The sequence below is a fragment of the Exiguobacterium sp. RM11 genome, assembly GCF_059821525.1.
Genome location: NZ_CM187558.1, coordinates 150,001 through 173,747, shown reverse-complemented (window position 1 = coordinate 173,747; position 23,747 = coordinate 150,001). Strand labels below are relative to the sequence as shown.

The following is a 23,747-nucleotide window of genomic DNA, read 5'->3' as shown; positions in this document are numbered from 1 at the left end:
TACCTTTTTATGGTAAGATAAACAACAAATAGTCTGAACATTCAAAAAGGAGGTATCCTCTTGCGCTGGACGAACAAGTTTCTTCTCCTGATTGCCACCACACTCCTTGGTACGTTCACGATGATAGTGGTTGCAACGAGTGTATTCGAGTGGCTCTATAATCCGGAAACGATCCCCGTCGAGGAAAATAACAGTCCTCCGACTGATCTCTTATCGGATGAAGATGATGGAATTTTAATTGGTGAATCCAAAGCAGATTACCCATTTAAATTGGACCCCCAAAAAGGAAAGCATAACTTTTTTGAGAGAATCACGGAATCTGGAGAATCTACACGACGAAATCTCGGGTTATTCGGCGCTTTGCTTGCGCTCGGTTGCCTGTCCTTTTATATCTATCGAAAACGGAAGCAACGTTTGGCGCGCGCACGAGATCATGCTGATTCAAACGCAGACCCGCTTGTCGAATCGCTACAACGCGAAAACGCTTCGTCCGTTTCGACGCTCACAGCGTTCACGAACGTCCCGATTCGTGATGCACTGATCACATTCAACCAATCTCTCGTACCAGCCAAGCGATTGCGTGCTCATGAGACACTGCAAGAGTGGTTCCAACGCATCGATTTACCGATGAACCCGTCCGTTTATCATGCGGTTCGCTACGGCACCTCATCAGGTGTGACGATTTCTGAAGAAGATACGCTTCACTTTAAGAGCATACTCGATCACTATACGACCCATCCTCACCCCGAGTGAGAATGTGCACAGGTTCTACTTTTCATTCATGAATGATAAAATGGTGGAAAATGTCAGTTAAGGGGATGAAATCATGAGACGATGGGTGATGTTCGGATTAGGTGCACTTTTACTGACGGGTTGTACGGATACAGATACGGTGGCAGACAATCCGATCCCAATCGAATCAACCGATGAACCCATCACCGAATGGACACGTGAAGACTTTAAAGACGTTTATGACCAATATGAACAAACACAACCACTCCTCGCTGCGCTCGAGCAACAAGGCATCAAACCGTTCCGCGAGACGTTTGAACGCGTCATCATTGCCGGAAACGGGCTTGAGCACACATATGCAGATATTTATCCGTTCAAACTCGATGATGGGACGTATGCCACGGTATTCGACAGTCAGGACGGAACGGTAATCAATGGATCTGAGTCGGTCGCCCCGCTGTTTTGGCAAGAGGAGTCTTTCCTTCAATACGTCGAAGAGATTGAAAACCGGAAATTCGGCACAAGTGCCCCACCTACCGATGTCGTCCTAACGCAGGATGAATTTCAATCCGTCTATGACGGCCATGCGTACACATCAGCCCTCCTCGTCGAACTCGATGAAGCGGGTATCGAACTGGCACGGGAACCAATCGACGATGTGATTATCGCTGGGAATGGCGTGACCGAAGTCACTGCCGACTTGTTCGTGTTCGATGTCGAAGGTGGATATGCCATCGTATACGATCAAGATGGAGAAATTTTAAAAGGTCCCGAATCCATCTCACCGCTCTTTTGGAACGAGAAGGACTATGAGGACCTGTTAGCCAAGTATGAAGGATAATTTCATGAACCCTCCCGATTTCAGATAGCTATGTTATACTCAAACCAATAAACGACCACTAGGGGAGCCCTCGGGCTGAGACGGCATTTGCCGGACCCTTTGAACCTGATCTGGCTCATACCAGCGTAGGGAAGTGGCTTGGGATACGTCTCTGTATGTCCACGCCATTTTTCCGTCTGGAAACGTGGCGTTTTTATTTTTGAAAGGAGACTATTCATGCGTATTCAACAACTCACTTGGATGGCGATGCTCGTTGCCATCGCCGTCGTCGGCTCGATGTTCATCTCGATTCCTACAGGTGTCGCCCGCGCTTATCCGATTCAACATATGGTGAACGTGATTGCCGCAGTTACCGTCGGCCCAATCGGAGCCGTCCTCGTCGCATTCGTGACCGGACTCATTCGCGTCATGACCGGCACAGGGTCACTTCTCGCGTTCCCCGGTGGCATGATTGGTGCACTTCTTGCTGGTATGTTCTTCGTTCGCACGAATCGCGTCTATGCTGCCGCTCTCGGAGAAATCATCGGAACCGGTGTCATCGCCTCGTTGATTGCCGTCCCGTATGCGAAACTGTTGATGGGTTCGACGTTCGGTGCCTTCTTCTTCGTTCCAGCGTTCCTTGCCTCTAGTTTGACAGGCGCGCTTCTCGGTTGGCTCGTCTTATCACGTGTCAAACAGTTGCGACCGAGCATACTCAAATAACGTATTTTGATTTAGGAATCCGACCGGCTCATGACGGTCGGGTTTTTGTGTGATAAACCCAGATTGCTTCGCCGTTCCATTCATCAATCAAACCGCTGTCGACAAAGCCGTTCTTCGCATAAAATCGTTTCGCAGCTTCATTCTCTTGATGGAGGCTCAGGATGATATCATCCACATCGTATTGTGTCTGGATAAATTCCACTGCCATGCGTAGACACTTCGTCCCAACACCTTTCCCCTGCTCATTGTGATCAATCATGAAGCGGTCGAGCCATACATAACGTTCTGTCTGATTTTCTGCTCCGACCATCATGAAGCCAACCGGTCGCTCACCGTCATAAAATGCATAGCTCTGCCAATTATATTTCGTATCCTCGACCATCTCTTGAAGCGACTCGGCATTCGTCTCGATGAATCGGGACTGTTTCTCGTCCACTGATAGAGTGATGATTGCCTCTCGATTGAATGCATCAATCGGCTGAATCGTGATTTCATTTCCTTTCATGCTTTCACCTCATTGATTTTCTCTTTCTTTCATACGCTTTCTCCCGTAAAAAGTTTCTTCCCCCGTATCTTCGAGATCATGCATTCGCTACACTAATAAGAGAAAAGGAGGTTATCACATGTTCCGAATCGGAAGTATCTTCATTCCCGTATCAGATGTAGAACAGTCCCTACACTGGTATACCACTTATTTTGATGCCAAAGAAATTGGTCGCTGGGAAGGAGGCATCGGTTTGTGTCTACCAGACGGTTCGACTCAACTCGGATTGATCCAAACCTCGTCACCGCAACCCGCAACGTTCAAAGATGCGTCAGGACAAGCCCATGTCTATTTCAACGTCATTTGTGAAGACATTCATTTCGCGTATCAATCGTTCGAACAAGCAGGGTTGATTGCGACACCGCTTCACGATTTCGGAGGCATGTCTTGCTTTGACGTAGTGGACCCGGATGGCCATACGATCAGTCTTATCTCGGAAGATGTGACTTCCCCGTTCCACCGCAATCGCGTGAACGACCTACAAACGAAAGGAAAGTCTTAATGAAACAAATTCACCATATCTGTATCCAAACCCCAGATTATGCCGCATCAAAGTCATTTTACGAAGCGCTCGGTTTTGAGCTCGTCCAAGAATCGCCAAACTTCCACACACGTGACTTCAATAGTTGGCTCAAACTCGGGGATTTTTATATCGAGCTCCAGACTGCTAAAACGGATGAAACGTTACAAGACTATTCGAAACATGCGGCCGGTCCCGTCCATTTCGCCCTCTATGTGGACGATCTCGAAGCGGAAGTCGCTCGACTCGAACAGCTCGGTGTCACGTTCTTGCCGAAGCACGGTGGCAACATCTACTTCGTCGTCGATGGACATTTAAGTAAACTAAAAGCACCGGAAGGAACCATCATTGAACTGCGTGATACGTTTCTGATTAACTGAGGCCCTGTGCCTCTTTTTTGTTGGACACATCTTCACGTTTCCCTCACTCGTCTCATCGGGAATGGGTATGAAAAGGATGTGTTGTTCATGATCAAATATCTCGATTATTGGAGCTACTTGTCACTCTCCCTGGCAAAGCTCTTCTTTTTTAGCTGGTTGACCGCGACGGCGTTCGACTTCTCGTTTTTCCTCATCAATTTGGCGACGATTCTGCTCCTGACGAGCTGGGCACTTGCCGTGTCTTACCCGATTCGCCGATGGATTTTATACGTTTCTCTGTTCCTGCATAGTACCCTACTCGTCTCGGACGTCTGGTACTATCGCTATTTTGAAGACTTATTATCTGTCGCCTTACTGTCTGATATCGGACAGATGGGAGATGTCGGGGGTGGCTTCTTGACGCTCATCCGCCCGATTGATGCGTTCTTCTTCATCGACCTCATTATTTACGGTTTAATTTTACGTTACATCAAACGGCATCCTGTCCGTGAAGCGAAGCGGAACGGAAGACGATTGGCGTTCGCCGGCTTCACCCTAGGATTTCTTCTCTTCACGATTCCGCTCACCCTCAGTTATCAGCGCGGGGAAAAATGGATCGCAGACGACCCAATCTCGAATATGCGTGAATATTATCATCTCGGTTTTTGGGGCTATCACGCGATGGATGTCGCCCGAGGCGTCGAACGTGCCATGGGATGGAACGAAGCCCTGACAGACGAGGAGCGTTCTCAAATCAAAGCACTCTCTTATCAGGAATTAAGTGCCCCGAGTCCGGATACGAACGTCATCGTCCTACAACTCGAATCGTTCCAAACTTCCGTCATCGATCAACGCATCAATGGACAGGAATTGACACCGAACTTAAATCGATTGCGACGTGACATGCTCTATTTCCCGAACGTGTATCATCAGACGCATGAGGGGCGGACGTCCGATGCGGAGTTCATCGTGAACACGTCACTCTACCCTGTCAAATCCGGTTCGGTGTACACACGTTTCCCGGGAAATCAATTCAGCGCGCTCTCTCAGTCCTTAAACGAGGCCGGCTATGATACGGCAGCCATGCACTCCTTCCGTAAAGACTTTTGGAATCGGGATGATTTTTATGACAACATCGGGTTCAATCATTTCTTTAGCGACAAAGACTACCCCGACCAAGGAATCATCGGGATGGCACTCAACGATCAAGACTTCTTGAATACGTCCGTCGGATTCATGGAAGAGTTGGATGAACCGTTTTATGCGTTTTTAGTCGCATTGACGAGCCATACGCCGTACGACATTCCGGAGGACGAGAAGCGATTGGACCTGTCGGAAATTGAGGACCCGCTTCTCGAAAACTATTATCATACCGTTCATTTCGTCGATGCGGCAGTCGGTCAGTTCATCGAACGATTGAAACAAGATGGGTTGTGGGATGAGACGTTTCTCGTCCTATATGGTGACCACGATAGCGGTCTGACGGCACCTGGAGAAGAGATGGCTACCATCGAAGAAGTAGACTCGACGGTTGATGCGTTTCAACTCGACCGTGCTGTCCCTCTCTTTATCAAACCACCTGGACTGACGACAGGAGAAGTCATGGAGGCAAGTGGCGGTCAAATCGATATCGCACCGACGATTCTTGATGTACTTGGGATCTCTCCGGCATATATGCTTGGCGACTCCCTCTTGAATGATACACCGAATCTGACTGTTTTTCGGACGGGCGCTTTCCGATATGAAGACCATTACTATGAACCAGACTTGACCGAACGTTCTGGTAACGGCACATGCTATTCCGTCGAGACGGAAGAACCGGTCGCATTCGATCGATGCGCCCCTTACATTGACCGTGCGGCCAGCCAGCTCCGTCTCTCGGATACCATCATCGAGAAAGATGCCCTCTCACAAATGAGTCCATGAAAAACCTCCCGAGCTATTTGTCTCGGGAGGTTTGTTTAATAGGCTTTACGCAACGTCGTGATATCGAGTTTTTTCATGGGCAGACACGCCTGTACGACTTGTTCAATCTGCTCTTGCGAACCGACCGTCATCATCTCTTCCATTTCCCACGGAATGATTTGCCACGAGACGCCGTAGCGATCTTTCAGCCAACCACACTCCTCTGCTTCTGGTACAGCCGATAACCGCTCCCAGTACGTATCGACTTCGTCTTGTGTCTCACAAAAAGCGATGAGCGACTGTGTTTCGTTAAATGAAAACATATGATTCTCATTACTGTCCATCACGACAAATTCTCGGCCGGATAAGACGAAACGGGCATAATTGATTTTCCCGTCGAGTTCCTCCTCGTCTTCTTCCGTGTATCGTACCGTATGTCCATCCAGTACATACGAATCTTTGAAAATGGAAATCCAATCGTTCATCGCCGCCTCGGCGCGACCGAAAGCATCCTGGACAAACAAGAGGCATGGCGTCACGAGCTGAATGTCCATCCCCCCATCATGCATGACTTGCCAAGAAACCCCGTAGCGGTCCTTCAACCATCCATAACGCTGACTGAAGTCGTACGTATCTAATGGAATCAAGATCTCCGCTCCGTCAGATAATCGTTCCCATAGCGCATTGATTTCTTCAGTTGTCGGGAGCGATACCATATAGGAAATGGACGGATTTCGTTCTTTTGTCGTGCCTCCCCCGAGTAACTGAAAGAACTGCCCAGCGAGCGATAACGTCACAATCGTCGTCTCGCCTGCTGGCGAGCTTGAAAATCTCGTCGTATAGTCGACAAACGAATCTGGAAAGATGGAGACATACCACTCGGCGATTTCCTCGACATTCTCCTCAAACCAAATACATGGGATCACAGGTTGCGTAATCATGAGAAAGTCTCCTTTCAGACTTCATGCAAACGATAGACATCACGTACGGCGAGAAGCTCCCCAGCTTCATCACGATATGCCTGATAATGCGATGAATGGATGTGGTGATCGAGCGCTTCTTCGTCTTGATACTTTTCATAAAAGACAAACGTTCCTGGCGCATCAATCGCCTCGTGAAGAACGTACGCGAGACATCCCTCTTCCGCTCGTGACGGTGGAATCACACGGTGTAGCGCCTCACGTAACGCCTCTTCTTTACCAGGATGAGCTTTCAAGATTGCAGTAATGACGATTTCCATACCATATTCCTCCTTCGATAATGGACCTGCCTTTCTGTTCCCGAATCTACCGCAATCTATCCCAAAAAACGGATATCTCATCGTACGAGACATCCGTTTCTGTTTATGACTTTTTCTTTTGTCGGAACGGCCACCAAACACCATCACCAAACGAAATCGTAATGGCTGGAATCAAGAGTGGTAATACAATCAATCCGTATAGCAAAAGACCAGTAATGACGATGGTCGCAATCTGAACGAGACTGAGCACACCTGACGGAATCATGGCGCCGAACGTCCCGGCGAGGATCACTGCAGCGGTCATAATGACGGTACCCATCTTCGTCATCGAATAGACGAGCGCATCACGGACCGTCTTCCCACTGATCGTCTCTTCCCGGAATCGATCCAGTAGGAAGATGGAATAGTCAATTCCGAGTGCAATCAACATGACGAATCCAAAGAACGGAACGGCCCAGCTGATTCCGTCATAGCCAAGACCTTCCACAAAGATCAGCTCTGTGATCGCTGCTGACGTATAGTACGTCAAGAGAAGCGAAGCAATCATATAAAGCGGCATGATCATCGAGCGGAACAATGCCGTCAAGACGATGAACAACGTCACGAGCATGATGGCTACCGTCCGATTGAAGTCGTTCGTTGACGTTTCATTCAAATCGCTGTTGATGCTTGAGATACCTGCGTATCCGATGGTCGCATCTGCATATGGTGTCCCCGTCACAGAGCGATCCATCGTCTCTTTAATCGTCTCGACGACATCAATCGCTTCTGGTGAGTATGGATCCATCTCTAGTACCACCTCGAGCTGAGTCGCCGTCTCTTCGTCAAAGACGTAGCGTTCGACAGCAGGTGAAAACTCATCTGATGTGAGTGTCCCTTCCGGAAGATAGACGCCTGTCTCACGGAGCGAATCTGCTTCACTCAACTGTTGCAAGAACGAAACCGCTTCGCCGAGGCCTGACTCGATTTGTCCTAATCCTTCGTTCGCTTCGCCGACACCTGTCGCGAGTTGCGATAGTCCGGTACTAAGTTCACCAACCTGAGATCCTTGCGCATTTAATGCGGAGGCAGCTTCACTGATGCCCGATTCGATTTGTGTGAGCCCTGCCGACACTTGACCGAGTTGTCCGACTGCAGCAGGAATATTTTGAGTCGCTGTCAATCCTTGCCCAATGAGGCCAAGTTGACTATTTAACTGATTCAGCCCAGCTGCTGCTTCTGCAAGCGGTGCCCCGGCATTGGTTGAACCGCTTGGCAATTGTCCGACGACCGCGTTTAGACCCTGCTCAATTTCATCTAATCCAGCCTGGACATCACCGAGACCCGTCTGTGCTTCAGACAAACCTTCACTGAGTTCACCGAGTTGCGTGTCGACATAGAAATCGTCGATGACTTCACCAGTCGGGCGTGTGAGCGCACGCACACCGTTCACTCCATCGACTTTTTCGAGCTCACTTGCGAACATTTCAATGTATGGAACTTCCGATTCCGTGATGGCTTGATCTTGTTTCAAAATGATTTGTACCGGAAGGGATTCCCCTTGACCGAACCCTTCTGAAATCAAATTCAATCCACGAACCGAATCGTACCCGTCTCCAATCTCATCGACCGTATTGAACGAACGGGCATCGTCATACGTGAACAGGACTGGCACCGTGATCAATCCAACGACCAAAATCGATACGAACGGGCGATTGACCGACAATCGACTCAATCCAGCCCAGAGCTTGCTATCATGATGCTCGCCTGCTTTCTTCGATGGCCAGAACAGTCGTTGCTTGAGCGTCGCCATAAAGAATGGGACGACCGTGAAGAGAATCAACAGCAACACCGCAATCCCGACTGCGACGGCGACGGCTGATTTGAAAATCGGAAAATCTGCAAATCCGATGGCCGCGAAACCGACGAAGACCGCAAGCCCACTGATGAGAACCGTTCGTCCTGCCGTCTTATATGTGTTGACGATTGCGTCTTCAATCGCATGTCCCGCACTCAGTTCCTCTTTGTAACGGCTAAGAAGCAGGATACAGTAGTCTGTCCCGATCCCGAACAAGATGGCGACGAGGAAGATTTGTGTGTAATTCGAGACCGGGAATCCGAACCAATCCACGAAGAACGCGACAAACGATTGGCTCAATAAATACGTGAAGCCGACCGCGATGAGTGGAATGAACGGTGTCACGATAGAACGGAACACGAGAAGCAACAATCCAAAAATCAATACGACCGTGATGATTTCCGTCTTTTTCAATCCTTCTTGGGCACTCAAGTTTACATCATTGTTAATGATCTCTTCCCCAGTGATATATACTGTTTCCTCTTGAGGAAGCACGTTTTCACGGACATCATCAGCAAACGCATTGATTTCTTCTGTCGTACCTTCGACCGTGATCGGGACGAGGACGATGCGTCCGTCTTCAGAGACGAGCTGTGCCTCTGTCTCCTCACTTTCAAACGGATCGAGAACATCCGTCACGACCGTTTCATTCTGTCTAAGCTCTTCGATGACACGAGCGACATCCGTTCGCTCGGTTTCGCCAATCGACTCGAACTCGTAGACGAGCGAGATGGTTTTATCACTCTTCCCGGCTTCATCTAAAATCGCTTGTGCACGCTGAGAGTCCATATCGTCCGCTAGCTGAAAACTACCAGCTTCTTCTGCTTGCTTTGTTAAGTTCGGCGCTACGACAAATAGTGCCGCCGTCAATACGATGAGGGAAATGAGGATTCCCCAACGCCATTGAATGATTTTATGCACGCGTTATTCCTCCCCGATTCGGAGCAATTGTTTTATTTTCCGGAACGTTCGGACAAATTGCTCAATTTCAATTTCGTCTACCTCTCCATCGATGAGGGATTCTACATATCGATAGACGGCACCGTCCACTTCCTCGACGAGCCGCTTTCCTTCTGATGTCAATTCAATCAATCGTTCGCGCTGATCTTGTCCACGTCGACTCGTGACAAGTTCTCTTTCGACCAGTTTTTTGAGTCGATTCGAGACCGCACTTTTATGGACACCTTGCTTTTGTGCCAGTTGCCCAGCAGGGGTCGGTCCAAATTGATCGAGCAACTTTAACAGTTGGAGTTGTTCACGCGAATACTCACGCCATACATCCCCTTCCATCGCTTCGATGACATGTTCCGTCCCATGGAACATCACTTCTTCAAATAACTGCACGGCTTCGCGCATCAATACTTTCATTTTTAGTTTACCCCCTAAACTAGATGGTTATAGTTTATGCCCTAAACTAAATGACGTCAAATAAAAAGACCGATTAGGAGTGTCCTATCGGCGCAACATATCAGTCGTATTTTATCCGATCCATGTGATCAACCCTTCTTGCTTTTGTGATGCGGATGAAAAAATCGCTTTCAATTCCTCGAACTGTTCGAGCAAGTATTGCTTTTCCTCACTTCCCCACCCTCTCTCGAATGGGTAAAGTTCATGCGCATTCATCCCCGTCGCGTCATAACGTGATTCAAGGGCATCTCGTTCGATATAGTGAAGTCGGGTCGCTAAGTCTTTCACTTCTGATGACGTCAAATAGGCCGTTCCTGTTTCCTCTTCGATTACCATTCCGCCGAAAATCGTTCTACCAAGGGAGTGACGGTCAATGTCGTCCAAGTCCGCTTCTCCGGTCAGCAAAAAGTACAGTCCGTGCCATGCTTTATCGATGTCTGACTGCCTTTCCTCGTACGTGTACAATTCCTCGAAATAATCAGGTTCATCAAGTAGCCGCGCCAACTCATCATCTGTTACTCGCAAGTAAGTTCCAATCATCCCCATATGAGTGCCCCTCTCCAGTTCGTTTGTCTGTCTATTCGTCATCAAAACGAAAAAAACCTTCCGTAGAAGGTTTAAACGATTGCCTCGGCGACACGTAGACCAGATAAATAGGCACTCTCAAATCGAGTTCGTCCGGATGGATCATCCGCTTCAAGAAAGATATCGCCAGCTAAATAGATGGGATGATGGCTTACCCGATAAAAAGGTTCATGCCATACGTCTTTCGCTTGCGCATAGCGCCAACGTTTCAATTGTTTTGTCACGAGGTCGATATCGCCAACTTCCTCTCGGAATAACCGCTCAACTTCTGCAAGTGTCTCCTCTTCCGGTCGCTCATACCACTCCTCACTCCACGCTTCTTCCATATAGACGCTGATGAGCGAGGTCGCAGTGATTCCTTTTTGCTGATTATTGATCACCTTCAACAATCCAGGTGTCAGGTCATGATCGAGAATCCCATCTTCCCCAATCTGTACATCACCCGTACATTCGAAGAGACCAACGAACGTCGGCGCATACACGAGACGTCGCAAGGAAGGTGTGACCTGATCAACCAAACTCCCGAGTAATTCGAACGATTGCGGAAGCGGTGCCGTCATCACGATTCGGTCGTATGAACGTCTCGTCACATCTGTCTTCACGCTGATGGTACTATCCTCTTCTATGTGAACGTGCTCCACATGTTCATTCAAGTGTACCGTCAATCCCTCAGCAAGATGCTTGGCGAGTCCATTCATACCATCCGTCCCCACGTATCGCGGATAAGGGTCCGCATACCAGACACGCACCCAGTTCGCACTCATCCACGACTGTACCTCGCGTTTGAGATTTTCTCCACGTACGGTGAAATAGACGGCCCCGTGATCCGCTTGTCCGTCACCGATTCGGCGAGTTGCCAAACGTCCCCCGACGCTTTGGCTCTTTTCGATCAATTCGACCGTATGACCTCGACGTGCGAGTTCACGCGCTGCGATAATCCCGCTCAGACCAGCCCCAATGATTCCAATCTTCATTCAGCATTTCCCCTTTCCTTCATGAAGATTGTAGCATGCTCATTCCTTTCAACCTCTATCTAATATGCTTCAGGCTGGTTTGTTCCATTGTTCGTCGTACGCCCGACGCGAGTCTTCATACATGACAGCGAAACGCGCAACGACGAATGGACGAATGAGGATTGTCGCAATCGATAATGATAATGCGGCAAGTAAAACCGAATTCACAACCATAAATAACGTGAAGCCAATCAAATAAATCGGGATGAACGGCAAAATCAGTTTAAATGCGTCCCACTTCCGACCATGCATCAACGTGCGTGACTTCGTGATCGATTCTCTGACTGATAGCTCTGGCTCATCTCGCAAAATAAAGTACGTGAACGCGTAGGAAAAGAACTTCATGATTCCCGGAACAATGAACAATAGTGTCCAAAGCGTCTGGAAGATGGCTAGTAGGATGACAGCCGTCACATGCTTACCAAATCGTTCTTTCATCGGTCGAAACACATCACGAAACTCCGCGTCTTGTCCGCGAATGATTGAAAGAATGACCCAGTGATACCCGATGATGATTGGATATAGCATAAAGGATACAACAATTGTACTTAAAAGGAATACAATCGCCTGTAACGAACCGGCTTTCGCCCCGTAAAGTGTCGGGTCGAGCAATGCGCTAAATTCTAAGATCACGGCACAGAGAAACGACCAGATTAACAGTAGGCCTCGTTTCCCATTAATTGCTTCGTGTGTCCGTTCTGTCCATGTTTGAACCATTTTCTAGTCTCCCCCTGAATGATTTATCTTATATACGCTATATCGTTCAAATACGTTTCATGTTCACACAAAAAAAGCAGAGATTCACTCTGCTCGTTCGTCCGCTCGATATTCTAGTATGTCCCCCGGTTGACAGTCGAGCGCTTCACAAATCGCTTCGAGCGTCGAAAAACGAATCGCTTTCGCTTTTCCATTCTTTAAAATCGACAAGTTCGCCATGGTGATCCCGACCCGCTCCGACAGCTCTGTCACACTCATTTTCCGCTTCGCTAACATCACATCTAGATTCACAATCATCGCCATGTTCTCACCTCAGACCGTCAAATCGATTTCTTGTTTCATATCAATGGCTCGCTTCAATAATTTCTGTAACAACTCAGCAAAGACGGCAATGACAAATGCGGCGAACACGAAGACGAACCCGATGACTAAGAAACCTGGGGAATCATCACGTTCAGCGAACCAATAGAAGAACGGAAGCAACGCCGTATAGATGACCGTGATGGTCAATGCACAATACTTGATCACCCGAAGTACTTTCACCGCTCCATAGGAGAACGCCTCATTCCGATCAATCAATCCTAGCAAGGTAAACGTTTTGAACAGAGCCATGAAATAAGGAACTGCCGCCACATACATCCCCACGAGAATCGGACGCATCGAATTCGCAATCCAACCCCCGCTCTCGGTTGCGTTTCGCCAAAGAAACGGAAGTAAAAAGATACAGGCTGCAAGAATCGGAAGAGCTAAGACAATCACCGATAGTTTTAAAAAGACGGTTTCTCGTTTCACCTGTCATACACCTCACTCATTTTATTTCCTTTATCATACGCCCTTTATTTATCGTTTATCAATAAATATTTATCGAAAAAAATAGACCTCAAAAAATTTCTTGAGGTCTTCTTTCCTTACTTCATCGCTTCTAGTTCACTTTCTGTCACCCATTTATGGTTTGTGACCTCTTCTCCATCTTCCGTCGTGTAATCCACCATATAAACCGTCGTCTCTTCAGCCATATCAATTGTCGCTTCTGCGCCATCCATGCCCTCCATGTGATCAGCGGCCAAAACGACTTGCTCATCTTCTGCTAATGGCGCGTCGCCCGGATTCTCGAGCTCCTCATGGATCACCCATTTGTGATTCTCTACCGGATCACCGCCTGTCGTCGGTGTATAACTGACTGCGTATACAGTCGTATCATACGCACCGACAATCGTGGCTTCGACACCTTCCATCCCCGGCATATGATCCGCTGTCATCATCGCTGTCGACCCGACCGGATATGTCGGATCATTCGCTTCCATCAGTCCGTCCGGTATCTCTCCAGTCCCCGAGTGGTCCATTGCCGAATGGTCCATGCTTTGTTCTTCTGACATCTCCATCGATGTATCGTCTGCTGTATCCCCACATGCAGCCAATGATGTAGCGAGGATCATGACACCTAATCCCGTCATCCATTTTTTCTGTTTCATCGAATCTCTCCTTTATTCATGCTCATGTTGATTTTACCCGCTCTTTCGGGGAAACAGACATTTTTGAGAGCATTGCGATGATTTGTTATCACATTGCAACAAAAAAGGCCAAAATCCCGAAAGATTCTGGCCATGGATGATTATTCAACTGTTACAGACTTCGCCAAGTTACGTGGCTTGTCGACATCACAGTCGCGGGCAAGTGCCGCATAGTACGAGATGAGTTGAAGTGGAAGAACCGTCACGAGTGGCGTGAGAAGTGGTTCAACACGTGGAAGAACGAATGCATCGTTCTCGTGCTCCATGCCTTCCATTGAAATCGTACAAGCTACTGCACCACGCGCCACAACTTCTTTGATGTTTCCACGAATGTTGAGGTGTGTGTTCGGTTGAGACACAAGCGTGATGACTGGTGTCCCGTCTTCAATCAACGCGATCGGTCCGTGTTTGAGTTCCCCACCTGGGTATCCTTCTGCTTGGATGTATGAGATCTCTTTGAGCTTCAATGCGCCTTCAAGACCTACATATGAATCCAATCCACGTCCGAGGAAGAATGCGTTACGTGATTCTTTCAAGAACTTATCAGCAAGCTCTTCAAAGATTTCTTTTTGTGCCATAATCGAGTCCATCGTTGTTGCAACGAGTGCGAGCTCTTGCATCAAATCAAACGGAAGTTTCTTCCCGTTCGCACGAGCGATGTCGTATGCGAGAATCGCGAGGACGGCGATCTGTGCCGTGTACGCTTTCGTCGAGGCGACGGCGATCTCAGGTCCTGCGTGGAGGAGCATCGTCTCGTTCGCTTCACGCGAGAGTGTCGATCCTGCTACGTTTGTCAACGTGAGCGCTTTATGGCCAAGCTTTTTCACTTCGACGAGGACGGCACGGCTGTCCGCTGTCTCACCTGATTGTGAAATGAAGAGGAAGAGTGGCTTCTCTGTCAAAAGTGGCATGTTGTAACCGAACTCTGACGCGACGTGTACTTCAGTCGGTACACCTGCGACGCGTTCGATCAATTGTTTCCCAACAAGACCGGCGTGGTAACTTGTACCACACGCGACGATATAGACGCGGTCCGCTTCCGAGACGAGCTCGCGCACGCCGTCCGTGAGTTCGATGTCACCGTTCTCGTTCTGGTAATGCTGGATGATGTTGCGGATGACGGCCGGCTGCTCGTCCATCTCCTTCAACATGTAGTGCGCGTACGTGCCCTTCTCGATGTCTGACGCATCGATCTCGGCCGTGTACGGTGCACGTTCGAGCACTTCGCCGTCGAGCGTCTTGATCGTCGCCGATTCACGCGTGAGGATGACGATCTCGCCGTCGTGGAGCTCGAGGTACTGGTCCGTCACCTGGAGCATCGCCATCGCGTCCGATGCGACGACGTTGAACGTGCCGTCACCGAGTCCGACGAGGAGCGGTGACTTGTTCTTCCCGATATAGAGGCGCTCTTTGTCCTCTGAGTCGATCATCGCGATCGCGTATGAACCGTGGAGGTCCGAGAGCGTCTTGCGGAACGCCGCCTCGACGTCGCCGAGCTCGACGAAGTGTTTCTCCATGAGCTGGACGATGACTTCCGTGTCCGTCTCTGAAAGGAACGGGACGTCAAGCGTCTTCTTGATGATTTCGTCGTTCTCGATCACGCCGTTATGGACGAGCGTGAAGCGTCCTGTCGTACTTTGGTGCGGGTGGGCGTTCGGTACGCTCGGTACCCCGTGTGTCGCCCAACGTGTGTGGCCGATTCCAATCGTGCCGTCTACTTCTGCTGGGATGATTTCGCGTAGCGCAGCGATGCGACCGACTTCTTTGTGAACGTTGACATTTTCATGCATCAACGCAAGACCTGCCGAGTCATAACCACGGTACTCGAGTTTTTCAAGACCTTTGAGAAGGACTTCCTTCGCTCCGGTATTCCCAATCATTCCTACAATTCCACACATAAACAAATCTCCTCTATTCTTCGATTTCTCGAAAAAGGAAACGGGCTTTTTCTAAGAGCTGTCAGCACACACTTCTTTGTCCGTCCGGTCACCCGGGCGTTTTAAAAGCGTGCTTTTCGTCGTGACAGGCGACGAAGAGGCATCCGCCGAAATCTCGATAACCTCTAACCTCGTCAACTCCGCAGAGTTCTGGCGCTTGTTCGTACTCTTGTGTCCTTCCGTTTCCAAGGTCACGCTCTTAATAGTACAAATCACACCCCCATTCGTCAAGAAGAACCATTGTTTTCTCGATGACAAAACGGAAACAAAAAGGGAATCCAACGTTGGATTCCCTTGTGTTATTCCCGGTTTCTGAAAAATTATCCTTCTACGCCGTAATCTTCACGCACGACTTGCGCGATTTTTTCAACGTAGCGGTCGCACTCTTCCGCTGTCGGCGCTTCTGCCATGACACGGACGAGTGGCTCTGTTCCAGAAGCACGGACGAGAATACGACCGTTCCCAGCCATTTCCGCTTCTGCTTCTTGAATCGTCGCAAGGACACGTTCTCCGTTCATCGCATCATTTTTATTCGTCACACGAATGTTGACGAGCTTTTGCGGATAAACCGGCATCTCAGCTGCCAACTCAGAAAGTTTACGGCCTGTCGACTTGACGATTTCCGCCAATTGGACGCCTGATAACATCCCGTCACCCGTTGTCGAGTGATCGAGGAAAATCAAGTGACCCGACTGTTCACCACCGAGTGTGTATTGATGTTTCTTCATTTCTTCCACAACATAACGGTCACCAACTGCTGTTTGAAGCGCAGTCATACCCGCTTCTTCCACAGCTTTATGGAAGCCAAGGTTACTCATGACCGTCGCGACAATCGTATTGTCTTTCAAACGACCTTTTTCACTCAAGTATTTACCGCAGATGTACATGATTTTGTCCCCATCCACGATATCACCGTTCTCATCAATCGCAATCAAACGATCTCCATCACCATCAAAGGCAAGACCCATATCCGCTCCTTTTTCACGAACGAACTCAGCCAAGTGCTCAGGGTGTGTCGAGCCGACACCTTCGTTGATGTTCAACCCGTTTGGCGAGTTTCCGATTGTCGACACGTTCGCCTCAAGGTCCGCGAAGAGACGAGCTGCAAGACCACTCGTTGCACCATGTGCGCAATCAAGCGCGATGTGAAGGCCATCAAAGTCCTCTTCTACAGTCTGTTTCAACATTTGAAGATACTTTTGTGCACCTTCATAATAATCTGAAACGAAACCGAGGTCTTTTCCAGTCGGACGTGGGAGTGTATCTTCTGCAGCGTCCAAAATGTCTTCGATTTCTTGCTCGGTTGCGTCATCTAATTTGAAACCATCGCTACCGAAGAATTTGATGCCGTTGTCTGCCACGGGGTTATGCGATGCCGAGATCATGACTCCCGCTGTCGCATCTAATGACTTCGTCAAGTAAGCGACCCCAGGTGTCGAGATGACACCGAGACGCATGACTTCTGCACCGATTGAAAGAAGACCCGCAATCAATGCACCCTCTAACATATGTCCTGAGATTCGTGTGTCACGACCAATCAAGACTTTTGGCTGTTCGCCTTCTGGCAAATGTTTCGAGAGCACGTAGCCACCCGCACGACCTAAACGATATGCTAATTCCGCAGTCAACTCTGAGTTCGCAACACCGCGAACTCCATCTGTTCCAAAATATTTACCCATAAGATTAAATCCTCACTTTTGTATGATTGAACATCTTTATTGAATAGAAGATGTTTCTGTTTCTTCATCGACGCTTGTCAATTGAACATCGATTGTTTTTGGCGAAATGACAGTCACGCCTTTTGGTACTTCATAATCTACATCTACCGCGTGTGTCCCACTCGGTAAACCTGTTAAATCTAAGGTTACATTGACACTGTTCGAGGAGATGTTCTCTAGAAGGGATCGTTTTCCCGACAATGTCACACTGACGACTTCTTGCGTTTGAACCGTATAATTCGTTCGGTCATACCCACGAACATTGACCGGAACCGTCAATCGAATCCGTTCCGTCAATTCACCCGTGTCATCCTTCGACTCGTCGTTCGGACGAATCAAAACCTGGACTTCGACTTCTTTTTTACCGAGAGATGTCGCACCTTCTGGAAGGCGGAGGGTAGCGTTCAACTTTTCAGACTTCGTTAAGTCATCCAGCTCAATCGGTTCCGTTTCGATTGTTTCGAGTGCATCGAGCACTTCTTTTGGAGCAAAGACACGGACTTCCGTCTCACCTAACAACGTATCGACTAGTCGGAAGTCGTCCGCCACATCTCCGCTCGTCACGACCTCGATTGGAATCATCGCACTTTGATCATAAATCGGTACGGTGACATTGATGATATTCGGGTCGACCGACACGTTTAATGGGTTCCCATTCGCATCTAAAATAGTCGGGGGAATTTCTCGGGTAAACGTCTGACTTTGATTCGCAACGTCTACATTCAATGTGATCTCTTTGACGTTTTGAATCCGACTCGCGCCTCCTGTGACTTTCACAGCAGACGGTTCGATTTCGACATCGCCCGCTACTTTCCCGTCCGGTAACTGATCTTTGTTTAATAAGTTGACAGATACCGGCACTTCAATCGTTTGCTTCCGGTCAATATAGATTTCGACAGTCTCTCGGTCTAACTTGACGTTGACGTCGCCACCGAATCCTCGTGCCTCGACCGGAACACGGTGAAAGCCCGTCCCGAGGTTCGTCAAGTCGACGAATACCTGATAATCTTTCACCAATTTGGTCATCGTTAAACTACTGGATGGACCTTGAAGCTCAACGCCCATCTCTTCCGGTACATTATATGCAACATATTGCACCTCATCAAAAAACACTTCGACCGGCACATCGAGCGTCATGGAACTCTGTCCGACGATCGGCAGCGCACTCGACGCATTGTTTGAAGAACTGGTCTCAGCGACCATTAAGTATAAAAGGACGGCTAAAGCAAGTGCGATGAAGCGGAGAAACCATTTATGTTGTAACCACTGATCAATCACTTACTTATCCCCTCCTTTTTTACCGAAGAACGAGAGGGTCGCCTCTTTTTCTTCGATGACGAGTTCTTGAATTAATTTGTTGCGTAGCGCCTCTTCATCCAATTCGCGATACAGACGTCCTGCAATCGCAAGGGAGACCGCTCCCGTTTCTTCTGAGACGGTAAGGGTGACACTGTCTGTCACTTCACTGACGCCGATAGCTGCACGGTGACGCGTCCCGAGCGCTTTATCGATGTGTGGACTTTCAGAGAGCGGTAAATAACAAGCTGCCGCTGCAATCTTCCCGTCCTGAATAATCATCGCTCCATCATGAAGCGGCGTGTTTGGAATGAATAAGTTAATAATCAACTGTGACGTAATATGTGAGTCCATCCGAATGCCTGTCTCGACATATTCATTGAGTCCCGTATCGCGTTCGATGGCAATCAATGCACCGATTCGCCGTTTGGACATATACTGCGCAGAACTGACGATGGCTTCAATCATTTGTCGTTGTTGCTCTTCGTCACTCGTTCCCGTACGTCCGAATAAATTGCTCGTTCGTCCGAGATGTTCAAGACCACGTCTCAACTCAGGTTGAAAAATGATGATAATCCCAAGAAGACCATACGTAATCACCTGATTTAGCAAGAACTGGAGCGTCTTCAATCCGAAGAAACCGCTCAAGAACCAACTGACCAGGATGATTGAGATCCCTTTGATTAACTGAACTGCTTTTGTCCCACGTACAATCATCATTAACTTATAAATCACGTACGTGACGACGACGATATCTAAAACATCATTCAAATAATCGTACCAATGTACGTTTTCTGAAAGATTTAAAAATGAGAAAAATGATACTTGTTCAAGTAGCGGCAAATGCTCCCCTCCTTCACTACCTAGCTAAATCGTGCAAGTTCCATTATATCATCAATTCTGTCTAGACGCATTGCGTCACTTCAAAACGAAACCAGATTGAAACGAAAAAAAGACGCTAGATGCGTCTTTAGAATAGTTGTTTCATCGAGTACCAAATCCACTCGAACATTTGGTCAATCTGTTCAAGCTCACCTGTCACTTGACCGGCACTGGCTAAATACGCACGACCATTCACAGCGGTCGCGTCACCTTTGACCGTTCCTTCGATTCGTAAATCGCCACCTTGAACGGTGATATCCTTCTCGACCGTTACACCGGCTGGCACAATGACTTCGTTCTCTGACACGACAACCCCTGGTACTTTTGTATAGGTCATCGTCTCAGATGCACTGTTCCAGAGTCCAAGTGTCGCGCTAGACATTAGACTGAAGAACAGGACCGCCGCGATTAAAGCCGGGTGTCGTTGTAGCCAAGCGATTTGTTTCGAGTGCGGTTTTCGTTCTTTTCGGATTGGTTTTGATAACGGAACGACCGTATCGGGTGCTTTTTGTACAGGTGCTTCAGGCAAAGCGGCCATCACACGTGCAGTAAAATCGGCTGATAACTTTGGACGAGGCAATGCTTTCAGTTCTGCGTCGATTCGTTCATATTGTAGATACGACTCGTATAATTCATCGTCTTCTAACAATTGACGCAATTCGTCAGATTCTTCGGGCAAAACGCCATCTTCCAAATATTGTTGTACTTTTTCTTCAGGAGTCAATTGAACCCCTCCCTATTTTGAAAGATTGTTTTTAACATTTCTCTTCCCCGGAAGATCCTTGTTTTAACCGTTGCGACCGGCATGTCGATCATCACGCTGATTTCTTTTAATGACAAATCATCCACGTACTTTAGTAGTAAGGGAATACGATATTTGTCGGGGAGTTGCTTGATCGCTTCATGCATCTCACTTCGAATTTCGCGATGAACCACTTGGGCATCGGGTTGGGGCGCTTCATCAGCTAAGTGGTCTTGATAGGTCAAACCGTCTGTACCTGCAATTTCGGCATCCATCGAATACTCTGGCTTCCGTTTCCTCAATCGATCGATGGCAACGTTCGTTGTGATTCGATAGAGCCATGTTTTGAACTTATATTGTGCGTCATACGTATCGATTCGTGTATACGCACGAATGAACGCTTCCTGGGCAGCGTCTTCCGCTTCGCCACGATCATACAAAATTTTATAGGCGATTGCAAAGACGCCATCCTTGTATAGTTCTACCAGTTCGGCAAACGAATCGTGATTCCCCGCCCTCAATTCATCTACCAAACGGGTGGTCAGCCGTTCCATCAATCCACTTCCCCTCTCCGCTACACATGCGGTCATTTCTATATACGTCTCATGATTCAAATGGTTTCATTTAAAATAAAAAAAGTTTCCACCCCCATTGTAGCAAACGGGTTTGGAAACTGTAAGGAAATCAGACTGTCTCGCCTTCCAATAACAGGTTTTCTTTTGATTTTATGATCGTTTCACACAGGCGATACGCTAAATTTGCCGTCATATCTTCTCGGTCTAACACTGGATTCAATTCAACGAGTTCGACAGCAATTAAATCATCTGCTTTCATAGCTTCTGTTAAAATCGCTTTGGCCTCGACTTCTGTCAGACCGCCATCAACTGGTGTCCCAGTGCCAGGTACAAGTGATGCATCTAAACTATCCATATCAAAGCTGATATAGAAACGATTGACGCGTTCACGTAGATAATTCAATGCTTCTTGCATGATGATATCGACACCACGCGTTCGCACTTCTTCTACAGTAATGACTTTGATGCCAAGTCGATTAATCTCGTTCATTTCCCCTTCATCGATATCACGAAGTGCGATGTATACTAAATGCTCCGGTGATAGCTTCGGCTCACGTCCGCCTACCTCTGTCAGACGAACATCTCCCATGCCCATCGCAGCCGCAAGTGGCATTCCATGAATGTTACCGGATGGTGAAGTTTCTCCTGTATTCAAGTCAGCATGAGCGTCTACCCAGATGACACCGTATGGTCCTGTTTGAGCCAACCCAGCGAGTGTACCGATTGCCATACTATGATCGCCCCCAACGATCAATGGGAATCGATTCGCTGTAATCTCGCGATGCACAACTTCCGCCAATTCAGTGACTGTGTGTAGGACACCATCGACTCGCTTCAAGTGTTCCTCATTTTCACGAATTTCAGATTCCGGTAATACGCGAATCGTATGTTTGACCGTTTCCGATGGCAGGAGTGCCTCCATCCCTAATTCGTTTAATTTTGCTGGTCCTTGGTCAACCCCGAGTTTCCCTTGACCGTATCGCAGCGGTACATGAATATATGACCATTGCATTGCCATTCCCCCTTTGAACGCTTGATAACTAAATTGTAAACGCTATCATTCGTTTGGTTCAACTCGGCAATACAATGAATAAACATACAAAAAGGCAACCTGAATGGTGGCAGGCTGCCTTTCTCTGTACTCTCATTTGAATGGTTCATGGTTTTAGGCAAAAAAAAACTTAAGTCATCACTAACTTAAGAAACAAACATATGGTGGAGCCTAGCGGGATCGAACCGCTGACCTCCTGCGTGCAAGGCAGGCGCTCTCCCAGCTGAGCTAAGGCCCCGAAACAGGGATAAGAATATGGAGCGGAAGACGGGATTCGAACCCGCGACCCCGACCTTGGCAAGGTCGTATTCTACCACTGAACTACTTCCGCAAAAAATGGTGAGCCATGCAGGGCTCGAACCTGCGACCCTCTGATTAAAAGTCAGATGCTCTACCAACTGAGCTAATGGCTCAAACCTGGTGGGGGGGGGCGGATTCGAACCGCCGAACCCGAAGGAGCGGATTTACAGTCCGCCGCGTTTAGCCACTTCGCTACCCCCCCGAGGAGTGCCGGCGAAAGGATTCGAACCCTCGACCCTCTGATTACAAGTCAGATGCTCTACCAACTGAGCTACACCGGCATATATATAGGTTTGATGTAATACATTAAAATGGTGGAGGATGACGGGATCGAACCGCCGACCCCCTGCTTGTAAGGCAGGTGCTCTCCCAGCTGAGCTAATCCTCCATATGGTGACCCGTACGGGATTCGAACCCGTGTTACCGCCGTGAAAGGGCGGTGTCTTAACCGCTTGACCAACGGGCCTAAATTGGCTCCGCAAGTAGGATTTGAACCTACGACCTACCGGTTAACAGCCGGTTGCTCTACCACTGAGCTATTGCGGAACGATCTTGCCTGGCAACGTCCTATCCTCACAGGGGGAGATCCCCCAACTACTTTCGGCGCTGAGACGCTTAACTTCTGTGTTCGGCATGGGAACAGGTGTGGCCGTCTCGCTATCGCCACCAGACAAAATGAATATTAACACCACGTCATACGCATGTCAATAATGTTTAGGGTTTATTCCCTGAAAACTGAGGATTCATCAACACAAACCGTAGACTAGATCAAAGCCTCGACCGATTAGTATCATTCAGCTCCACGTGTCACCACGCTTCCACCCATGACCTATCTACCTCATCGTCTCTGAGGGGTCTTTCTTGATTGCTCAAAGGGAAATCTCATCTCGGAGGGGGCTTCATGCTTAGATGCTTTCAGCACTTATCCCGTCCGCACGTAGCTACCCAGCGATGCTCCTGGCGGAACAACTGGTACACCAGCGGTGCGTCCATCCCGGTCCTCTCGTACTAAGGACAGCTCTCCTCAAATTTCCTGCGCCCACGACGGATAGGGACCGAACTGTCTCACGACGTTCTGAACCCAGCTCGCGTACCGCTTTAATGGGCGAACAGCCCAACCCTTGGGACCTACTCCAGCCCCAGGATGCGATGAGCCGACATCGAGGTGCCAAACCTCCCCGTCGATGTGGACTCTTGGGGGAGATCAGCCTGTTATCCCCAGGGTAGCTTTTATCCGTTGAGCGATGGCCCTTCCATGCGGAACCACCGGATCACTAAGCCCGACTTTCGTCCCTGCTCGACTTGTAGGTCTCGCAGTCAAGCTCCCTTCTGC

At 48.6% G+C, this 23,747-nt stretch carries 24 protein-coding genes, 8 tRNA genes, 2 rRNA genes and 1 riboswitch (1 of these 35 running past the window's edge); of the genes, 6 read left to right on the top strand and 28 right to left on the bottom strand.

All coding sequences use genetic code 11. The features are described from left to right. Window positions 1-60: 60 nt before the first annotated feature. The 3 genes from AC5LIL_RS01000 to thiW all read left to right on the top strand — a co-directional run bounded on the left by AC5LIL_RS01000 (window position 61) and on the right by thiW (window position 2,275). Window positions 61-753, top strand: a complete 693-nt coding sequence (locus AC5LIL_RS01000) for a hypothetical protein (protein ID WP_499824573.1) — start codon at window positions 61-63, stop codon at window positions 751-753. A 73-nt stretch (window positions 754-826) separates the two neighbouring features. Further along, window positions 827-1,573 carry a hypothetical protein gene (locus AC5LIL_RS00995; RefSeq protein ID WP_499824572.1) on the top strand — a complete coding sequence of 249 codons (747 nt, stop codon included), beginning with the start codon at window positions 827-829 and terminating at the stop codon, window positions 1,571-1,573. Between the two features lie 50 nt (window positions 1,574-1,623). After that, window positions 1,624-1,722: riboswitch (TPP riboswitch) on the top strand. Between the two features lie 67 nt (window positions 1,723-1,789). Next, a complete protein-coding gene (gene thiW / locus AC5LIL_RS00990) occupies window positions 1,790-2,275 on the top strand; it encodes an energy coupling factor transporter S component ThiW (protein WP_271305768.1) in 486 nt (161 codons plus the stop codon). A 28-nt stretch (window positions 2,276-2,303) separates the two neighbouring features. On the opposite strand, the gene AC5LIL_RS00985 is transcribed toward thiW, so the two are convergent. Further along, a complete protein-coding gene (locus AC5LIL_RS00985) occupies window positions 2,304-2,780 on the bottom strand; it encodes a GNAT family N-acetyltransferase (protein ID WP_337874473.1) in 477 nt (158 codons plus the stop codon). A 118-nt stretch (window positions 2,781-2,898) separates the two neighbouring features. Between AC5LIL_RS00985 and AC5LIL_RS00980 the strand changes: the two genes are divergently transcribed. The 3 genes from AC5LIL_RS00980 to AC5LIL_RS00970 all read left to right on the top strand — a co-directional run bounded on the left by AC5LIL_RS00980 (window position 2,899) and on the right by AC5LIL_RS00970 (window position 5,624). Next, window positions 2,899-3,321 (top strand): VOC family protein, encoded by a 423-nt coding sequence (locus tag AC5LIL_RS00980; RefSeq protein ID WP_499824571.1) that lies wholly within the window; start codon window positions 2,899-2,901, stop codon window positions 3,319-3,321. Continuing rightward, the gene (locus tag AC5LIL_RS00975; RefSeq protein WP_214742322.1) at window positions 3,321-3,719 is read left to right on the top strand and encodes a VOC family protein; all 399 of its coding nucleotides are present in this window, start codon (window positions 3,321-3,323) and stop codon (window positions 3,717-3,719) included. Before AC5LIL_RS00980 ends, AC5LIL_RS00975 begins: the two co-directional genes overlap by 1 nt. Window positions 3,720-3,806: 87 nt before the next feature. Next, window positions 3,807-5,624: an LTA synthase family protein gene (locus AC5LIL_RS00970; protein ID WP_499824570.1), complete on the top strand. Its 1,818-nt coding sequence runs from the start codon at window positions 3,807-3,809 to the stop codon at window positions 5,622-5,624. 35 nt (window positions 5,625-5,659) lie between these two features. Here AC5LIL_RS00970 and AC5LIL_RS00965 read toward each other — a convergent pair whose 3' ends face one another. The 27 genes from AC5LIL_RS00965 to AC5LIL_RS00835 all read right to left on the bottom strand — a co-directional run. Then, entirely contained in the window at window positions 5,660-6,544 is an 885-nt protein-coding gene (locus tag AC5LIL_RS00965; protein WP_499824569.1) for a VOC family protein, read from the bottom strand. Between the two features lie 14 nt (window positions 6,545-6,558). Beyond that, window positions 6,559-6,843, bottom strand: a complete 285-nt coding sequence (locus AC5LIL_RS00960) for a putative quinol monooxygenase (protein WP_214785177.1) — start codon at window positions 6,841-6,843, stop codon at window positions 6,559-6,561. 103 nt (window positions 6,844-6,946) lie between these two features. Then, window positions 6,947-9,601, bottom strand: a complete 2,655-nt coding sequence (locus tag AC5LIL_RS00955; RefSeq protein ID WP_499824568.1) for an MMPL family transporter — start codon at window positions 9,599-9,601, stop codon at window positions 6,947-6,949. Window positions 9,602-9,604: 3 nt separating this feature from the next. Then, window positions 9,605-10,048 (bottom strand): MarR family winged helix-turn-helix transcriptional regulator, encoded by a 444-nt coding sequence (locus tag AC5LIL_RS00950; RefSeq protein ID WP_499824567.1) that lies wholly within the window; start codon window positions 10,046-10,048, stop codon window positions 9,605-9,607. A 111-nt stretch (window positions 10,049-10,159) separates the two neighbouring features. Further along, entirely contained in the window at window positions 10,160-10,633 is a 474-nt protein-coding gene (locus tag AC5LIL_RS00945; RefSeq protein WP_499824566.1) for a YfbM family protein, read from the bottom strand. A 71-nt stretch (window positions 10,634-10,704) separates the two neighbouring features. Further along, entirely contained in the window at window positions 10,705-11,646 is a 942-nt protein-coding gene (locus AC5LIL_RS00940; protein WP_499824565.1) for an NAD(P)/FAD-dependent oxidoreductase, read from the bottom strand. A 69-nt stretch (window positions 11,647-11,715) separates the two neighbouring features. After that, window positions 11,716-12,402: a DUF975 family protein gene (locus AC5LIL_RS00935; protein WP_499824564.1), complete on the bottom strand. Its 687-nt coding sequence runs from the start codon at window positions 12,400-12,402 to the stop codon at window positions 11,716-11,718. Between the two features lie 84 nt (window positions 12,403-12,486). Then, on the bottom strand, window positions 12,487-12,705 hold the full coding sequence (locus tag AC5LIL_RS00930; protein ID WP_012727632.1) for a helix-turn-helix domain-containing protein: 219 nt from the start codon (window positions 12,703-12,705) through the stop codon (window positions 12,487-12,489). A 9-nt stretch (window positions 12,706-12,714) separates the two neighbouring features. Continuing rightward, window positions 12,715-13,194 carry a DUF2975 domain-containing protein gene (locus AC5LIL_RS00925; RefSeq protein WP_499824562.1) on the bottom strand — a complete coding sequence of 160 codons (480 nt, stop codon included), beginning with the start codon at window positions 13,192-13,194 and terminating at the stop codon, window positions 12,715-12,717. Between the two features lie 116 nt (window positions 13,195-13,310). After that, complete coding sequence (locus AC5LIL_RS00920; protein WP_214785191.1) at window positions 13,311-13,874, bottom strand: YdhK family protein; 564 nt, start codon at window positions 13,872-13,874, stop codon at window positions 13,311-13,313. A 140-nt stretch (window positions 13,875-14,014) separates the two neighbouring features. Further along, complete coding sequence (glmS, locus tag AC5LIL_RS00915; RefSeq protein ID WP_074035350.1) at window positions 14,015-15,811, bottom strand: glutamine--fructose-6-phosphate transaminase (isomerizing); 1,797 nt, start codon at window positions 15,809-15,811, stop codon at window positions 14,015-14,017. A gap of 359 nt (window positions 15,812-16,170) precedes the next feature. Continuing rightward, a complete protein-coding gene (glmM, locus tag AC5LIL_RS00910; protein ID WP_074035349.1) occupies window positions 16,171-17,529 on the bottom strand; it encodes a phosphoglucosamine mutase in 1,359 nt (452 codons plus the stop codon). Between the two features lie 36 nt (window positions 17,530-17,565). Next, window positions 17,566-18,846: a CdaR family protein gene (locus tag AC5LIL_RS00905; protein WP_499824561.1), complete on the bottom strand. Its 1,281-nt coding sequence runs from the start codon at window positions 18,844-18,846 to the stop codon at window positions 17,566-17,568. Next, a complete protein-coding gene (gene cdaA / locus AC5LIL_RS00900) occupies window positions 18,847-19,707 on the bottom strand; it encodes a diadenylate cyclase CdaA (RefSeq protein WP_214697362.1) in 861 nt (286 codons plus the stop codon). It lies immediately after the preceding gene. Window positions 19,708-19,834: 127 nt separating this feature from the next. Next, window positions 19,835-20,470, bottom strand: coding sequence for an RseA family anti-sigma factor (locus AC5LIL_RS00895; RefSeq protein WP_214786340.1), 636 nt, complete (start codon window positions 20,468-20,470; stop codon window positions 19,835-19,837). Beyond that, complete coding sequence (sigW, locus tag AC5LIL_RS00890; protein ID WP_012727640.1) at window positions 20,467-21,042, bottom strand: RNA polymerase sigma factor SigW; 576 nt, start codon at window positions 21,040-21,042, stop codon at window positions 20,467-20,469. The genes AC5LIL_RS00895 and sigW overlap by 4 nt, the downstream gene beginning before the upstream one ends. 130 nt (window positions 21,043-21,172) lie before the next feature. Then, entirely contained in the window at window positions 21,173-22,075 is a 903-nt protein-coding gene (gene rocF / locus AC5LIL_RS00885) for an arginase (RefSeq protein WP_224862717.1), read from the bottom strand. A 201-nt stretch (window positions 22,076-22,276) separates the two neighbouring features. Beyond that, a tRNA-Ala gene (locus AC5LIL_RS00880) sits at window positions 22,277-22,352 on the bottom strand. A gap of 18 nt (window positions 22,353-22,370) precedes the next feature. After that, window positions 22,371-22,445, bottom strand: a tRNA-Gly gene (locus tag AC5LIL_RS00875). Between the two features lie 6 nt (window positions 22,446-22,451). Next, window positions 22,452-22,527: transfer RNA gene (locus tag AC5LIL_RS00870), tRNA-Lys, on the bottom strand. A 5-nt stretch (window positions 22,528-22,532) separates the two neighbouring features. Beyond that, a tRNA-Tyr gene (locus AC5LIL_RS00865) sits at window positions 22,533-22,616 on the bottom strand. Window positions 22,617-22,622: 6 nt separating this feature from the next. Continuing rightward, window positions 22,623-22,695: transfer RNA gene (locus tag AC5LIL_RS00860), tRNA-Thr, on the bottom strand. A 31-nt stretch (window positions 22,696-22,726) separates the two neighbouring features. After that, window positions 22,727-22,802 (bottom strand) — tRNA-Val (locus AC5LIL_RS00855). Between the two features lie 3 nt (window positions 22,803-22,805). Further along, window positions 22,806-22,880, bottom strand: a tRNA-Glu gene (locus AC5LIL_RS00850). 5 nt (window positions 22,881-22,885) lie between these two features. Next, window positions 22,886-22,960: transfer RNA gene (locus AC5LIL_RS00845), tRNA-Asn, on the bottom strand. Window positions 22,961-22,968: 8 nt separating this feature from the next. Next, window positions 22,969-23,085: ribosomal RNA gene (rrf, locus tag AC5LIL_RS00840) — 5S ribosomal RNA — on the bottom strand. Between the two features lie 93 nt (window positions 23,086-23,178). Beyond that, window positions 23,179-23,747, bottom strand: a 23S ribosomal RNA gene (locus AC5LIL_RS00835); it runs 2,343 nt beyond the window's last position.